Genomic DNA, 15,033 nt, shown 5'->3' with positions numbered 1-15,033 from the left:
CATAATGGCGAATAGAATCTGGGAGACTGTAAGGAGATGAAAGCCATATGTTTATTTGTCCAAATTGCAAAGGGAAAGACATTGGAAAAATAGGTGTCAACCAATTTTATTGCTGGAATTGTTATATCGAATTATCGGTTTCAAAGGGGAAAATCCATACGCATCAAGTTGAGGAAGATGGTTCACTAAGCTCTCTTGATGATTTATTTGATGAGAATGAAAGAACGATCGGATAACGAAAAGGGGGATTTACTTTGAATCTACGCAATTCATTAATCGCATTAGGTGTTGGAGCTGCAGCATATCAATATGCTCGTAAGCAAGATGTATTTTCAAAACGCAATATGAAAAAAGCACGTAAGATGATTAAGTCTTACTTATAATCATTTCGATAAAGTGAAAAACTCCCTTGTAGACAAGGGAGTTTTTTTATGCACCCATATGCAAATAAAAAAGTCCGATCTCTGAGAAAAGATAAGATAGACCGTAGCAGCCAACGCCAAGTATTCCATACTGCCATAATTGCTTCGCTTTTTCTTTACGTGAGGAATGAATAAAGAACCCCTTCCAAATACCGAACCCGATACAAATCCATTCAAGAATCATAAAAAGTGCTGATAATCCAAGCATAAATAAAACCATAATTAGCCCTCCTGATTATATTAATTCATGCTGTATTCTCAGGGGTGGTTGTCCTTGTTATGTTATTTATATGTACGTCTTTAAAAAACAGTATGGTCCGTATGAAAAGATTTTAAAAGTTTCGCACATAACCTACCCCATTTATTTTCAAAATAAAGGTGGAGGAGGTTTTTCATGTGAAGAATCTTAAAATCATTTGGATATATCGTTTAGGATTATTGTTACTTGTTTTTCTTTGTCTGCTCGTCTTTTTAAAAATTAAGCCGCTATGGGCACCGATTATTTTTGTATTTAAAGTAGCAATCACGCCGTTTCTTATCGCGTGTTTTATTGCGTATTTATTGCACCCTTTAATTGAAAAAATTCATAAGGAAGGGATGCCCCGTACACTTGCCATTTTGCTCATTTATATCCTTTTCTTTGGCGGAATTGGTTATGGGATTTATAAAGGAACACCAGTCGTTATTAAACAGTTACAAGAGATTAATGAACAATTTCCGCAGTTTACAAAAATGTACGATTCGTGGATGGATGGCGTTACAGAACAAACGGCGAATTTCCCTTCGTTCATTCATGAAAAGGTGAAACAACTTTTTGTGGGTGTGGAAACGAAGATTCAAGCGCTTTTAAATAAAGTGATGAGTACAGCTCGTGGTGTACTCGATTCATTGCTCATTATTTTCTTAATACCGTTCATTGTATTTTACATATTAAAAGATTATGGTGAGTTTTATCATATCTTTTGGAAACTAGTCCCAAGTAAATGGCGAGGTACGGGGCAAATGCTTGCGAAAGAAATTGATAAATCACTTGGAAGTTATATTCGAGGACAGTTATTTGTTTGTTTAGTATTAGGGGGAGTATCAGCTCTTTCTTTTTGGTTTATCGGTATGAAATATCCATTATTGCTTGGCATTATTATTGGGGTAACGGATATAATCCCGTACTTCGGTCCTATTTTAGGAGCAATCCCGACGTTAATGATTGCAGCAACAGTATCAACGAGTTTACTTATTAAGGCGGGGATCACAATTGCGATTTTGCAATTTGTGGAGAGTAACATTTTATCGCCTTACATCGTTGGTAAGTCACTTCGTATGCATCCCGTTATTATTATGCTTGCCTTACTAGTTGGGGGAGAGGTAGCTGGGATTGTAGGGTTGCTAATATCGGTTCCGATTTTAGCAGTTATTCGCACTGTCATTGTTCATGTGAGACCGCTCTTGAAAAAAGAAGATGTGTAAGTATAGAAGCCCTCTATGTAAGAAATAGAGGGCTAATCATATATTTATTTAGAAAGCTGCTCGTGTATCTTTTGAACGAGGGAGCTCACATCATTTGTTTGAATATGTTTTATTTTTTTCCATTCGTTATCATACATAAATACAATTTGATTGTTGAAAAGACGCTTTTGTTCTTTTAGATTAGAAATTTTTGCGAAAGAGTACTCTTCAAATATTGGATTCTTACTTACATCTGGCCCATAAAAGAATAGCCTTTTGTTCGTTAAAATTAGCAATCCTGGCCTTGCGACGGAACGATAAATAAATATGTCTAATGAACATGCTGCGTAAAATAATATCGTTTCGTCAGTCGCTAATATGTTTTTAGCTTTGCTAAGTAAGGTTGTCATTGTGATCGCTCCTTTATTTTATTAACAATAATTTAATTATAACAACAAAGGTAATATTTAGAAATTTATATAAATTATTCTTATAAGGAGATTCCGATTTATTAATAAATGCATACTATATGAAAAGGCTGTTAAGAATGAATAGTAGAATACTTATGATTAATAAGTAATTAATCCAATATAAATGATTATCTACATTGACAAACTTAAGAGAATTCTATTATATTTAGTCATATAATACATTAAATCAATGACGGAACAAGTACGTTACAGTCCATTTATAGAGAGAAGCTTCCATATGGCTGAAAGAAGCTTTAAATGAAGGGTAACAGAAAGCTAATCCTGAGAGCAGCTAATCACTGCCGTCTTGCCACGTTACGGCACCATGAGGTGATGAATTGATTGTTATTGTAATCAATTCATAATTAGGGTGGTATCGCGAGTTAACTCTCGTCCCTTTTATAGGGACGGGAGTTTTTTATATTTAAGGAGGAAAATACAATGAAACAACTAACAGGCGCACAAATTCGTCAAATGTTTTTAGACTTTTTCCAAGAAAAAGGACATGCAGTAGAACCTAGTGCATCACTAGTTCCGCATGAAGATCCATCTCTTCTATGGATTAATAGTGGTGTAGCTACATTAAAAAAATATTTTGATGGACGTGTAATCCCACAAAATCCACGTATTACAAATGCTCAAAAATCAATTCGTACAAACGATATTGAAAACGTAGGGAAAACAGCTCGTCACCATACATTCTTTGAAATGTTAGGAAATTTCTCAATTGGTGATTACTTCAAAGAAGAAGCAATTACATGGGCTTGGGAATTCTTAACGAGCGACAAATGGATCGGATTCGATAAAGAATTACTATCAGTTACAATCCATCCAGAAGATGAAGAAGCATTCACAATTTGGAATGAGAAAATGGGCGTTCCAAAAGAGCGTATTATTCGCTTAGAAGAAAACTTCTGGGATATCGGTGAAGGACCAAGTGGACCAAATACAGAGATTTTCTATGACCGTGGAGAAGCTTACGGTAATGACTTTAGTGACCCAGAATTATATCCAGGCGGAGAAAACGAGCGTTACTTAGAAGTATGGAACCTTGTATTCTCTCAATTTAACCATAATCCAGACGGTTCATATACACCACTTCCTAAGAAAAACATCGATACAGGGATGGGTCTAGAGCGTATGACATCTATCGTTCAAGATGTGCCTACAAACTTCGATACAGACCTATTCATGCCGATGATTGGTGCAACAGAAACAATTTCTGGTGAAAAATATCGTAATGGCGATTTAGAAAAAGATATGGCATTCAAAGTAATTGCTGACCATATCCGTACAGTAACATTCGCTGTTGGTGACGGTGCTCTTCCATCTAACGAAGGCCGTGGTTATGTATTACGTCGTTTATTACGCCGCGCTGTTCGTTATTCGAAGAAATTAAACATCAATCGTCCATTTATGTTTGAATTAGTACCGGTTGTTGGAGAAGTAATGAAAGACTTCTATCCAGAAGTACTTGAAAAGAAAGATTTCATTGCGAAAGTTGTGAAGAACGAAGAAGAGCGTTTCCATGAAACACTTCATGATGGTGAAGCGATTTTAGCTGAAGTAATTGCAAAAGCAAAAGAAGAAAAAACAACTGTTATTTCTGGAGTAGATGCGTTCCGTCTATATGACACATACGGTTTCCCAATTGAATTAACAGAAGAATATGCAGAAGAAGCTGGCATGACAGTTGATCATGAAGGCTTTGAAAATGAAATGGAAAAACAACGTGAGCGTGCACGTGCTGCTCGTCAAGACGTTGATTCTATGCAAGTTCAAGGTGGTGTCCTTGGAGAAATTAAAGTAGCGAGCGAATTCGTTGGTTACGGTACAGTTGCAACAGAAAGTAACGTTGTTGCACTTGTGAAAAATGGCGAATACACAGACAGCTTACAAGCTGGTGAAGAAGGACAGTTAATTCTTGATGTAACACCATTCTATGCTGAGAGCGGTGGACAAATTGCAGACCGTGGTTACCTTCTTGCTGATGGCGTGAAAGTTCTTGTAAAAGACGTACAAAAAGCACCAAACGGCCAAAACTTGCATAAAGTTGTTGTCGAAGAAGGAACATTAACGGAAGATGCGGCTGTAAAAGCTATTATCGATACGAAAAATCGTAGTAGCGTTGTAAAAAATCATACAGCAACTCATTTACTACACCAAGCATTAAAAGACGTACTTGGAACACACGTTAACCAAGCAGGTTCTCTTGTAACTTCTGAACGTCTACGCTTTGACTTCTCTCACTTCGGTCAAGTACAAGCTGACGAATTAGAAAAAATTGAGCGTATGGTAAACGAGAAAATTTGGGAAAGTATTGATGTTGAGATTTCTCAAAAAGCAATCGAAGAAGCGAAAGAAATGGGTGCAATGGCATTATTCGGTGAAAAATACGGTGATGTTGTACGCGTTGTACAAGTTGGCGATTACAGCTTAGAGCTTTGCGGCGGTTGTCACGTTGATAACACAGCTTCTATCGGTATTTTCAAAATCGTTGCTGAGTCTGGTATCGGTGCAGGAACTCGTCGTATTGAAGCAGTAACTGGTAAGTCTGCATACGAATTAATGAACGATCAAGTAGGTTTATTAAAAGAAGCAGCAGGAAAAATGAAAACAAATCCGAAAGATATTTTAACAAGAGTTGATGGTCTATTTGCTGAAGTGAAACAACTGCAAAAAGAAAATGAATCTCTTGCTGCGAAATTAAGCAATATCGAAGCTGGAAACTTAACTGATTCTGTAATGACAGTTGATGGTGTGAATGTATTAGCAGCGAAAGTAAATGTTGCAGATATGAATAACTTACGTACGATGATGGATGATCTGAAAAATAAATTAGAGTCAGCAGTTGTTGTATTAGCGTCTGTTAATGACGATAAAGTAAACATCCTAGCAGGTGTAACGAAAGACTTAATTAGCCAAGGTTACCATGCTGGTAAACTTGTGAAAGAAGTAGCTTCTCGTTGCGGCGGTGGCGGTGGCGGCCGTCCTGATATGGCACAAGCAGGCGGTAAAAACCCAGCTCAAGTCGAAGAAGCTTTAGCATTTGTACAAGAGTACGTTAAATCTGTTTCAAAATAAAGAGATAGTAGTGTACAATGGTAGGGAGAGGAGAAGTTCTTCTCCCTATACTTACTATATAAGTGAGGTGCTTGAAATGGACGGTTTTGATAAAACAATGAAGTTTAGCATTCAAGATGAAAAACAGAGTGTCCATGTAAATGATGTACTTTTAACTGTGTATGATGCACTTCAAGAAAAAGGCTATAATCCGATTAACCAAATCGTCGGTTACTTATTAAGTGGAGACCCAGCATACATACCTCGCCATAAAGATGCACGTAGCATCATTCGCAAGCTTGAACGTGATGAGTTAATTGAAGAGCTTGTGAAGTCTTACTTGAAACATCATCGTGAGGAGTAGTTTATGCGGATATTAGGTTTAGATGTAGGTACAAAAACAGTCGGAGTTGCAATTAGCGACGAAATGGGCTGGACAGCACAAGGATTAGAAACAATTAAGATTAACGAAGAACGAGGTCACTTTGGTTTTGATCGTATTTCTGAGTTAGTAAAGCAGTACAATGTGGACAAGATAGTAGTAGGTTTACCTAAAAATATGAATGGTACAATTGGCCCGCGTGGTGAAGCGTGCCAACAATTTGCAGAAAACCTACGAGAGCTGTTACAATTAGACGTTGTAATGTGGGACGAGCGTTTGTCAACAATGGCAGCGGAACGTCTGCTCATTTCAGCCGATGTAAGCCGTAAGAAGCGAAAGCAAGTAATTGATAAGATGGCTGCAGTCGTAATCTTACAAGGATTTTTAGATAGTAAATAAGAGGTGACCAAAATGGAAGAAAATCAAATTACAATTGTAGACGAAAAAGGTAACGAACATTTATGTGAAATTATTTTCACTTTTGACGCTGAAAAATTTGGAAAAAAATCATACGTAGTCTTCTCTCCAATCGGTGAAGTAGACGAAGATGGAGACCAAATTTATGATGCAATGGCTTATGAGCAAAATGAAGAAGAGGGCGGAACTTTACTTCCAATCGAATCTGAAGAAGAGTGGGAAATGGTACAAGAAATGTTCAACACTCTAGCTGATGAGCAAGAAGCTGAATAATAAGTACTGAAAAGATGGACGACATACAGTCCATCTTTTTTTGTATTTATATGTAAAATGAAAGATTTTTTGTCGAAACTGTGTAAGTCTTTGTAGTATAATGAGACGGATTGTAGAAAAATAAAGTGTCAATTAAAAAAGATAAGTGAATTTTTAGCGTTTTTACATCGTGCTGTATAGAAAGGTGTACATACGGTCTACAATTAAGTAAGGAGGAAATGTTTTGATAGAGAATCAAGTGAAAAAGAAGCGTAGACGCATCTTTTTATTTTCGATTATTGCACTGCTTTTAGTTTGTGGTTCAGTCTATGCGTATATTTCATCCGCATTAGGACCAGTTGATAGCGGGAATAAAAAAGAGATTGAAGTAGAAATTCCGAAAGGATCATCTACAAGTAAAATTGGAGAAATTTTAGAAGAAAAAGGCGCTGTAAAAAACGGTACAGTTTTTAGTTTTTATACAAAGGCTAAATCGAAAAGTTTACAAGCAGGTACATATTTATTAAATCCTTCAATGAATGCTGAAGATGTGATCGAACAAATGTCATCTGGCAATGTGCATCGTCCGGCTCTTTATAAAGTGACGATTAAAGAAGGGGCGCAAGTAACTGAAATTGCAGAAACGATTGCGACAGAACTAAAGTGGAATAAAGATGATGTTACGCGTCAATTAAACGATAAAGCATTTATTCAAAAAATGCAGCAAAAGTATCCGAAGTTATTAACGGATAAAATCTTTGATAGCAATATTAAATACCCATTAGAAGGTTATTTATATCCTGCAACGTATTCGTTTTATAAGAAAGATACGACGTTAGAAGAAATTGTAATTCCAATGCTTGAGAAAACAAATGCAATCATTGTTCAAAATGAGGCGAAAATGAAAGCGAAGAATTGGGATGTTCATCAGCTTTTAACATTATCTTCACTTATTGAAGAAGAGGCAACTGGTTTTACAGATCGTCAAAAGATCTCTAGTGTCTTTTATAATCGTTTAGCAAAAGGTATGCCGCTTCAAACGGATCCAACGGTATTATATGCACTTGGAAAGCATAAACAACGTGTATTATACGAAGATTTAAAGGTCAACTCACCGTACAATACGTATGTTGTAAAAGGATTACCGATAGGGCCGATCGCAAACTCTGGTAAACATTCAGTAGAAGCTGCGTTAGAACCTGCGCAAACAGATTATTATTATTTCTTAGCTGCACCAAGTGGTGAAGTGTACTATGCGAAAACATTAGAAGAGCATAATGCATTAAAGCAAAAATACATTACGAAAAAATAGTGAAATGGGGAGGGATAGCGAAAAAAGTCGCACATCCCTCTTTTTTGTGGTAAAATATATCGGGTTAAAAACTGGCAGAAGAATCGTTTTTAATATCAAAACGGGACGTACAAGCTAAGGATAAAGCTGGCTTGTATTTTTATTGCATTCTATGTGTGAAAAGACGTCATAGAGGCACTTCTCCATGTAAATAAGGAGGACCATTTATGGAGGATGCAGTTAACGAGTACCTATTATCATTTATTGATCCGAAAGATAAATTAATTCTTGAAATGGAAGAATATGCAACAGAAAATCATGTGCCGATTATGGATCGACTTGGAATGGAATTTATGCTGCAATTTTTACGTTTAATTGGACCGAAAAGCATTTTAGAACTTGGAACAGCAATCGGTTATTCTAGTATTCGTATGATGCAAGCTATTCCAAATTCACGTATTGTGACAGTTGAGCGCAATCGTGAGCGATATGAAAAAGCACTTGAATATATAGAACGTTCCCCAGTAACAGATCGTATTTCAGTTATTTACGGTGATGCGTTAGAGACAGGTGAACAAGTAAAAGAACACGGGACATTTGACGTTATTTTTATTGATGCAGCAAAAGGACAGTATCGTCGCTTTTTTGACTTATATGAACCGTTATTAAATCCTGGTGGCGTAATTATTTCAGATAATGTTATGTACCACGGTCTTGTAACGACAAAAGAGAAAATTGAAAACAGACGTACACGTGGTTTAATCCGTCGTATTAAGACGTACAATGAGTGGCTTATGAACCATGAAGGATATGATACAACGATTTTCCCAATTGGTGATGGAGTAGCTGTTAGTAAAAAGAGAGGGTGACCAAGGTATGAAGAAACCTGAATTGTTAGTAACGCCAAGAGCGGTGGCGGATATCGAACAACTTGCGAAAGCAGGAGCAGATGCGGTAATGATCGGTGAGCAAAAGTTTGGTTTACGTTTAGCAGGGGAGTTTTCACGTGAAGATGTAAAACAAACTGTAAAGATTGCACATGAAAATGGTGTGAAAGTATACGTAGCCATGAACGCTATGTTCCACAACGATAAAGTAGAAGAATTAACAGATTACGTTTCATTTTTAAACGAAGTAAATGTAGATGCAATTGTTTTCGGAGATCCAGCGGTATTAATGGCTGTTCGTGAAGTAGCACCAAATATGCAGTTGCACTGGAATACAGAAACGACAGCAACAAACTGGTTCACTTGTAATTACTGGGGACAAAGAGGATCAAAGCGTGCTGTATTAGCTCGTGAGCTTAGCTTAGATGAAATTGTTGATTTAAAAGAAAATGCTGAAGTGGAACTGGAAGTACAAATTCACGGTATGACTTGTATGTTCCAATCGAAGCGTTCATTAGTAGGAAACTACTTTGAGTATCAAGGACGTAATCTTGACATTGAAAAGAAAAAATATGAAGAGAATATGTTCTTATATGACCCAGAGCGTAACAATAAATATCCAATTTATGAAGATGAAAATGGTACTCACATTATGAGTCCGAACGACATTTGTTTCATCGATGAATTAGAGGAACTAATCGATGCTGAAGTTGATAGCTTAAAAATCGACGGTGTACTAAAAAGCTCTGAATACATTATTGAAGTAACGAAGAAATATCGTCAAGCGATTGATTTATGCGTAGAAGATCGTGATGCATATTATGACGTGAAAGATGATCTATATAAAGAAATAGAAGAAATGCAACCAGTAAATCGTCCGTTAGATACAGGATTCTTCTTTAAAGAAACGGTTTACTAAACGAGGAGGGTGTAGGAAATGACTGTACAAGAAATTTCACGAGTGATCGATGGCAAACGTGTTATTGTGAAGAAACCTGAACTGTTAATCCCTGCGGGTAACTTAGAAAAATTAAAAGTAGCTATCCATTACGGGGCAGATGCTGTATATTTAGGTGGACAAGAATTTGGTCTTCGTTCGAATGCAGGTAACTTTACGCTAGAAGAAATGGCAGAAGGCGTTGAGTTTGCAAAGAAGTATGGAGCAAAAATATACGTAACAACAAATATCTTTGCACATAATGAAAATATGGACGGGCTAGAGGAATATTTAAAAGGGATTGAAAAAGCTGGCGTAACGGGAATTATCGTTGCTGATCCGCTTATCATTGAGACTTGTAAACGCGTAGCGCCTTCTGTTGAGGTGCATTTAAGCACACAGCAATCACTATCCAACTGGAAAGCAGCACAGTATTGGAAAGAAGAAGGTTTACATCGTCTTGTATTAGCTCGTGAAGCAAGCTATGAAGAAATGAAAGAAATTAAAGAAAAAGTGGATATTGAAATTGAAGCGTTCGTCCATGGTGCAATGTGTATCGCATATTCAGGAAGATGTACATTAAGTAACCATATGACAGCGCGTGATTCTAATCGTGGTGGTTGTTGCCAATCTTGCCGCTGGGATTATGATTTAGTTCAAACAGTATCACAACATAAAGATGCAAAAGAGCTTCCTCTATTCCAAGAAGGAGATGCTCACTTTGCGATGAGTCCAAAAGATTTAAATTTAATTTTATCAATTCCAAAAATGATTGAAATCGGAATCGATAGCTTAAAGGTAGAAGGACGTATGAAATCAATCCATTACGTAGCGACTGTAGCAACTGTATATCGTAAAGTAATTGATGCGTATTGTGCGGATCCAGATAACTTTGAGTTTAAACAAGAATGGTTAGATGAGCTTGATAAATGTGCAAATCGTGATACAGCTCCTGCATTCTTTGAAGGGGTTCCAGGACATCAAGAGCAAATGTTTGGAAATCATAGTAAGAAAACAACGTATGATTTTGCTGGTTTAGTGTTAGATTATAATGAAGAAACGGGCATCGTAACGATTGAGCAACGTAATCATTTCAAACCAGGACATGAAGTGGAGTTCTTTGGACCAGAAATAGAAAACTTTACGCAAACGGTGGAGAAAATTTGGGATGAGGATGGAAACGAATTAGATGCAGCGAGACATCCGTTGCAAATCGTGAAATTCAAAGTGGATCAACGAGTGTATGTGAATAATATGATGCGCAAAAGCATACTTCAATAAGAAAGAGTGATAGTCGAATGGGGACGAATAAGCCTGTTGTAATTGGAATTGCTGGTGGTTCGGGATCAGGTAAAACGAGTGTAACGAAAGCGATTTTTGACCATTTTAAAGGTCATTCTATTTTAATCTTAGAGCAAGATTATTATTACAAAGATCAAAGCCATTTACCAATGGAAGAGCGTTTAAAAACAAATTATGATCATCCGCTTGCGTTTGATAATGATCTGTTAATTGAACATTTGCAGCAGTTGCTTGCATATGAGCAAATTGATAAGCCTGTATATGACTATACATTGCATACGCGTTCAGAAGAAATTATTCCGGTTGAGCCGAAAGATGTAATTATTTTAGAAGGAATTCTTATTTTAGAAGACCCACGTCTTTGCGAGTTAATGGACATTAAATTATTCGTTGATACGGATGCTGACCTTCGTATTCTGCGCCGCATGCAACGTGATATTAAAGAGCGAGGTCGTACGATGGATTCAGTTATTGATCAGTACGTAAATGTTGTACGTCCAATGCACAATCAATTTATTGAGCCTTCTAAGAAATTTGCGGATATTATTATCCCTGAAGGTGGACAAAACCACGTTGCAATTGATATTATGGTGACAAAAATTGCAACAATTCTTGAACAAAAAGTAAATTTGTAATAGCATAGTAAAAGATATACGGTAGGAAGGGATTTTTTCCCTTCTTATCGAATACAATGAAACATGCAACCTCATCTATATATAGGTGAGGGCATATTTATATCAACTTTCCATACATATCTTCTTTATATAAAGAAGAATTGGAAATACGGGGTTGTATGTGACAACTCCGCTAGTGCAAGGGTACTAGAAACCTCCGCTAACAATGGAAGCGGAGGAGTTTTCATATGGAACTCCTCTTTTTTTCAGGGGATTGGTATATAAAAGGAGTGGAAAATATGTCAACAGAAAAAACATACCCTATGACGCAAGAGGGTAAGCAAAAACTAGAGAACGAACTTGAGCAATTAAAAACAGTAAGACGTAAAGAAGTAGTAGAACGTATTAAAATCGCACGTAGCTTCGGGGATCTTTCTGAGAACTCTGAGTACGATGCAGCGAAAGATGAGCAAGCGTTCGTAGAAGGACGTATTACACAATTAGAAAATATGATTCGTAACGCAGTTATCATTAAAGATACTGGCGAAGTATCTACTGTTGTTACATTAGGTAAAACAGTAACATTTAAAGAATTACCAAACGGAGATGAAGAAGCGTATACAATCGTAGGTAGCGCGGAAGCTGATCCATTCGAAGGAAGAATTTCTAACGATTCTCCAATCGCAAAAAGCTTATTAGGTAAGCAAATTGGTGAGAAAGTAACAATCCAAACACCAGGCGGAGAAATGCAAGTAGAGATTGTCTCTGTAAAATAAAAAAAAGATTCTCCTATCGGGAGAATCTTTTTTTTCTATAGAATGAAAAAAATTGTGTAAACCTTAGAGTGATTCGACAAAAAATGTCAAAAAAACACTTTAAGCTTTGATATCATAATTAGAGACCATAGGTTTTAAAAGGGAAAAGGGGCTAATTATGAAACATAAAATCTTTACAGGATTGGTTTGTAGTATCTCCATATTAGGACTTGCTGCATGCGGAACGAATGAAGAAACTACATCATCAAAGGGAGAAAAAGTGAAGCAAGAAGAAAAAAAGGATATTAAAGCAACTGAGAGTTCAAAAGCCTTAGAAAATCCACAAGATAAAAAGGAATTTAATGATTTTGATGTAGCGTATCAATTAGCAATTGTCATGAAAATATTTCAAGATGTAACGATTAAGTATGATTACGCAATTGGGAATCCAGATTATTTATTGCGAGATTCGATGGATCAAAAAACAATAGATGATATGAAGAATATGTTACAAGAACAGGCGAAGAATAATGATAAAATTTTAAAAGATGAAGTGAATCAAGCATATACATATTTAAAACAATCGAAAGTAAGTAATAAAGATGATATTCAAAAAATAATAGATGCACAAAATAATTATTTACATATTGTAGATAAGATGATTACTTGTATTGATTCTGTAACAGTTGAGAATGCAAAAGAAAAAAGAAATGAAATGGATAATCTTAGTAAGGATTATTTAAAAATAGCGGCTAATGTAACAACCACTGTAATTGAAGTTGCTAAAAACACTGGAGTGAATGAAACTGAATTTAGATCGCTTCTTATGAAATTTTTAGAGAAGCCAAAGAAACAATAATAGCCTTATATAATATCTGTTTTTGTTTTGGAGATTGTATAAATAAAATAGTACCTCGTCTAAACTACAATAGACGAGGTGTTTTTTATGAAAATAAAACGGAGAATTACAATTGTTTTAATTTGTTTTATGAGCGTTATGTTTGTATTGCTTTGTCGTTTAATCCAAATTCAAATTATAGATACAGAATCATTTACTGATCGCAAAATAAATTTAATTGAAAAAAGTGTTACGCAACGCACACAATCCATTACAGTAGACGATGGACGTGGGCAGTTTATAGATCGTAATGGTAAAAAAATAGGTGAGGAAAAATATCCTGTTTTAATTATTTTTCCATTTTTACAAATAAAAAATGACATGTTAGAGAAAATCGCGCATATCATTGGTGTGTCGAGACAAGAGATTAGAAGACAAATGAAAAATAATAAAAATGCATTTACACTACAAGGAGAAACTGCTCCATTTCGAGTGACACGAGAACAGATGGAGAAGGTAAATGAATTACATGTATTAGGTATTGTAGCAGCTGAAGTGCGATTAAAACAAACTGGAGAGATAAATCATTTAATTGGTGATGTAGGGGAGAACGAAAGGGAGTTTCAAAAGCGATATGGAGAATTGAAAAGAATCTCAAAACAAACGCCGATAGGTATTTCAGGATTACAGCAATCATTTGATGAATTTCTATTGACTGATGGAGAGGCAAAAGTATTATATCAAGTAGATAGGCAAGGAGAACCAATTTTCGGAAAGCAAGCGAAATACACTTCACCAGGAAATCCATTTTATCCAGTTAGGATTCAAACTACTTTACATAAAGAGTTGCAGCAAAAAGCAGAAGAAGTGATTGAAGCGAATGAAATAAAGAAGGGGGGACTAGTATTACTTGATGTAAAGACAAATGAAATATTAGCGATGGCTAGTAAGCCGTCTTTACAAGTAAGGGATGAGAATTTATATAAAACTACACTTGAAAATCAAATGTTAACGCCACATTTTCCAGGCTCTGTTTTTAAAACAGTAGTTGCAGCTGCAGTCATTGATCAAAAAGTAAATTTGTTTAATCGGACATTTAACTGTAATAAAGATTTATATGGTGAAAACGACCCGCAAGTTAGGATGGGTACACTTAACTTTAAAGAGAGCTTTGCTAGGAGCTGTAACAGGACATTTTCCGAGTTAGGTAACGAGCTATTACAAAAGGATAAGACGGTGCTAGAAACATACGTAGCAGCTTTAGGAGCAAATGAAAAGGTTGGATGGAAAGGTTCTGTATTTCATACACCTCATTTTGAGCAAATGCCAGAAGAAAAGGGTACTACTATTTGGGGGAATGAAGAAAATAAAAATAGTAAAAAAGCGGTAGAACAAACAGCAATTGGACAGAAAGATGTACGTATATCACCTCTAGCAATTGCAAATATGATGGCGACGATTGCGAGGAATGGAGAAAAGATGGAAGTGAAAGCAGTTGAAAAAATAGTATATAAAAATGGAGCGGATTTTTTTACATTTGAGAGCCATACGTTAAATGGAAAACAGCTTTCGTATGAAACAGTGAAAACATTACAAGAGTTATTAAGAGGCGTTGTAACAAGGGAGAAAGGAACAGGAACGGCATTCCGTTCGTTGCCACTAAGTGTCGCTGGAAAATCTGGGACAGCGCAAACAGGGAAAGGGACGAGGGTGAATCGCTGGTTTGCAGGTTATTTTCCGTATGAGAATCCAAGATATGCTTTAGTTGTTGTTGATCTAGAGACTGATAGCAAAGTGAATAAAGTTACACCTATTTTTAAAGATATGGTAGGAGCAATCTATCAATTGGAGAATGAAAAGTAATCTTGCAATTTATAGTGAAATGTCTTCATTTCATGAAAATATCATTGTAAATGTTCAACCTTTCTAGATTTAATGTTACAATAGCAATTAGGAAAAA

At 36.0% G+C, this 15,033-nt stretch carries 17 protein-coding genes and 1 other annotated feature; of the genes, 15 read left to right on the top strand and 2 right to left on the bottom strand.

Going from position 1 to position 15,033, the window contains the following annotated elements:
* Positions 1-47: 47 nt before the first annotated feature.
* Both HMPREF2590_RS07810 and HMPREF2590_RS07805 read left to right on the top strand, forming a co-directional pair.
* Entirely contained in the window at positions 48-236 is a 189-nt protein-coding gene (locus HMPREF2590_RS07810; RefSeq protein WP_000469281.1) for a hypothetical protein, read from the top strand.
* Positions 237-254: 18 nt separating this feature from the next.
* Positions 255-383 (top strand): YrzQ family protein, encoded by a 129-nt coding sequence (locus HMPREF2590_RS07805; protein ID WP_001053553.1) that lies wholly within the window; start codon positions 255-257, stop codon positions 381-383.
* A gap of 46 nt (positions 384-429) precedes the next feature.
* On the opposite strand, the gene HMPREF2590_RS07800 is transcribed toward HMPREF2590_RS07805, so the two are convergent.
* Positions 430-642 (bottom strand): hypothetical protein, encoded by a 213-nt coding sequence (locus tag HMPREF2590_RS07800; RefSeq protein ID WP_000242535.1) that lies wholly within the window; start codon positions 640-642, stop codon positions 430-432.
* Between the two features lie 176 nt (positions 643-818).
* On the opposite strand from HMPREF2590_RS07800, the gene HMPREF2590_RS07795 reads away from it, so the two are divergent.
* The gene (locus tag HMPREF2590_RS07795) at positions 819-1,886 is read left to right on the top strand and encodes an AI-2E family transporter (protein WP_000793128.1); all 1,068 of its coding nucleotides are present in this window, start codon (positions 819-821) and stop codon (positions 1,884-1,886) included.
* Positions 1,887-1,930: 44 nt separating this feature from the next.
* Here the strand turns inward: HMPREF2590_RS07795 and HMPREF2590_RS07790 are convergent, their stop codons facing one another.
* Positions 1,931-2,275, bottom strand: coding sequence for a PH domain-containing protein (locus HMPREF2590_RS07790; RefSeq protein WP_000209579.1), 345 nt, complete (start codon positions 2,273-2,275; stop codon positions 1,931-1,933).
* 241 nt (positions 2,276-2,516) lie between these two features.
* Positions 2,517-2,736: a binding site (T-box leader), on the top strand.
* 40 nt (positions 2,737-2,776) lie between these two features.
* On the opposite strand from HMPREF2590_RS07790, the gene alaS reads away from it, so the two are divergent.
* From alaS to HMPREF2590_RS07730, 12 genes are all read left to right on the top strand, one after another.
* The gene (alaS, locus tag HMPREF2590_RS07785; protein ID WP_000811821.1) at positions 2,777-5,419 is read left to right on the top strand and encodes an alanine--tRNA ligase; all 2,643 of its coding nucleotides are present in this window, start codon (positions 2,777-2,779) and stop codon (positions 5,417-5,419) included.
* A gap of 76 nt (positions 5,420-5,495) precedes the next feature.
* A complete protein-coding gene (locus HMPREF2590_RS07780) occupies positions 5,496-5,762 on the top strand; it encodes an IreB family regulatory phosphoprotein (RefSeq protein WP_000348590.1) in 267 nt (88 codons plus the stop codon).
* A 3-nt stretch (positions 5,763-5,765) separates the two neighbouring features.
* Positions 5,766-6,179, top strand: a complete 414-nt coding sequence (ruvX, locus tag HMPREF2590_RS07775; RefSeq protein WP_001221193.1) for a Holliday junction resolvase RuvX — start codon at positions 5,766-5,768, stop codon at positions 6,177-6,179.
* Between the two features lie 12 nt (positions 6,180-6,191).
* Positions 6,192-6,470: a DUF1292 domain-containing protein gene (locus HMPREF2590_RS07770; RefSeq protein WP_000392247.1), complete on the top strand. Its 279-nt coding sequence runs from the start codon at positions 6,192-6,194 to the stop codon at positions 6,468-6,470.
* Between the two features lie 223 nt (positions 6,471-6,693).
* Positions 6,694-7,761 carry an endolytic transglycosylase MltG gene (gene mltG / locus HMPREF2590_RS07765; protein ID WP_000572136.1) on the top strand — a complete coding sequence of 356 codons (1,068 nt, stop codon included), beginning with the start codon at positions 6,694-6,696 and terminating at the stop codon, positions 7,759-7,761.
* Positions 7,762-7,967: 206 nt separating this feature from the next.
* Positions 7,968-8,609: an O-methyltransferase gene (locus HMPREF2590_RS07760; protein WP_000389102.1), complete on the top strand. Its 642-nt coding sequence runs from the start codon at positions 7,968-7,970 to the stop codon at positions 8,607-8,609.
* A gap of 7 nt (positions 8,610-8,616) precedes the next feature.
* Positions 8,617-9,546 (top strand): peptidase U32 family protein, encoded by a 930-nt coding sequence (locus tag HMPREF2590_RS07755; protein WP_000742811.1) that lies wholly within the window; start codon positions 8,617-8,619, stop codon positions 9,544-9,546.
* Positions 9,547-9,564: 18 nt separating this feature from the next.
* Complete coding sequence (locus HMPREF2590_RS07750) at positions 9,565-10,845, top strand: peptidase U32 family protein (protein WP_000217974.1); 1,281 nt, start codon at positions 9,565-9,567, stop codon at positions 10,843-10,845.
* A gap of 17 nt (positions 10,846-10,862) precedes the next feature.
* A complete protein-coding gene (udk, locus tag HMPREF2590_RS07745; protein WP_000537078.1) occupies positions 10,863-11,501 on the top strand; it encodes a uridine kinase in 639 nt (212 codons plus the stop codon).
* 278 nt (positions 11,502-11,779) lie between these two features.
* Positions 11,780-12,256: a transcription elongation factor GreA gene (gene greA / locus HMPREF2590_RS07740; protein ID WP_000102591.1), complete on the top strand. Its 477-nt coding sequence runs from the start codon at positions 11,780-11,782 to the stop codon at positions 12,254-12,256.
* Positions 12,257-12,413: 157 nt separating this feature from the next.
* Positions 12,414-13,094: a hypothetical protein gene (locus HMPREF2590_RS07735; RefSeq protein ID WP_000680878.1), complete on the top strand. Its 681-nt coding sequence runs from the start codon at positions 12,414-12,416 to the stop codon at positions 13,092-13,094.
* Between the two features lie 87 nt (positions 13,095-13,181).
* Complete coding sequence (locus HMPREF2590_RS07730; RefSeq protein ID WP_000695155.1) at positions 13,182-14,936, top strand: peptidoglycan D,D-transpeptidase FtsI family protein; 1,755 nt, start codon at positions 13,182-13,184, stop codon at positions 14,934-14,936.
* The last annotated feature ends 97 nt before the right edge of the window (positions 14,937-15,033 follow it).

The organism is Bacillus sp. HMSC036E02 (assembly GCF_001836235.1).
Taxonomy (GTDB): Bacteria; Bacillota; Bacilli; order Bacillales; family Bacillaceae_G; genus Bacillus_A; species Bacillus_A cereus.
This window is presented reverse-complemented; position numbering and strand designations above follow the sequence as displayed.

Coding starts and splice junctions, on each gene's coding strand:
- HMPREF2590_RS07810 (WP_000469281.1), top strand. CDS start 48: ATGTTTATTTGTCCAAATTGCAAAGGGAAAGACATTGGAAAAATAGGT.
- HMPREF2590_RS07800 (WP_000242535.1), bottom strand. CDS start 642: ATGGTTTTATTTATGCTTGGATTATCAGCACTTTTTATGATTCTTGAA.
- HMPREF2590_RS07790 (WP_000209579.1), bottom strand. CDS start 2,275: ATGACAACCTTACTTAGCAAAGCTAAAAACATATTAGCGACTGACGAA.
- alaS (WP_000811821.1), top strand. CDS start 2,777: ATGAAACAACTAACAGGCGCACAAATTCGTCAAATGTTTTTAGACTTT.
- HMPREF2590_RS07780 (WP_000348590.1), top strand. CDS start 5,496: ATGGACGGTTTTGATAAAACAATGAAGTTTAGCATTCAAGATGAAAAA.
- ruvX (WP_001221193.1), top strand. CDS start 5,766: ATGCGGATATTAGGTTTAGATGTAGGTACAAAAACAGTCGGAGTTGCA.
- HMPREF2590_RS07770 (WP_000392247.1), top strand. CDS start 6,192: ATGGAAGAAAATCAAATTACAATTGTAGACGAAAAAGGTAACGAACAT.
- HMPREF2590_RS07760 (WP_000389102.1), top strand. CDS start 7,968: ATGGAGGATGCAGTTAACGAGTACCTATTATCATTTATTGATCCGAAA.
- HMPREF2590_RS07755 (WP_000742811.1), top strand. CDS start 8,617: ATGAAGAAACCTGAATTGTTAGTAACGCCAAGAGCGGTGGCGGATATC.
- HMPREF2590_RS07750 (WP_000217974.1), top strand. CDS start 9,565: ATGACTGTACAAGAAATTTCACGAGTGATCGATGGCAAACGTGTTATT.
- udk (WP_000537078.1), top strand. CDS start 10,863: ATGGGGACGAATAAGCCTGTTGTAATTGGAATTGCTGGTGGTTCGGGA.
- greA (WP_000102591.1), top strand. CDS start 11,780: ATGTCAACAGAAAAAACATACCCTATGACGCAAGAGGGTAAGCAAAAA.
- HMPREF2590_RS07735 (WP_000680878.1), top strand. CDS start 12,414: ATGAAACATAAAATCTTTACAGGATTGGTTTGTAGTATCTCCATATTA.
- HMPREF2590_RS07730 (WP_000695155.1), top strand. CDS start 13,182: ATGAAAATAAAACGGAGAATTACAATTGTTTTAATTTGTTTTATGAGC.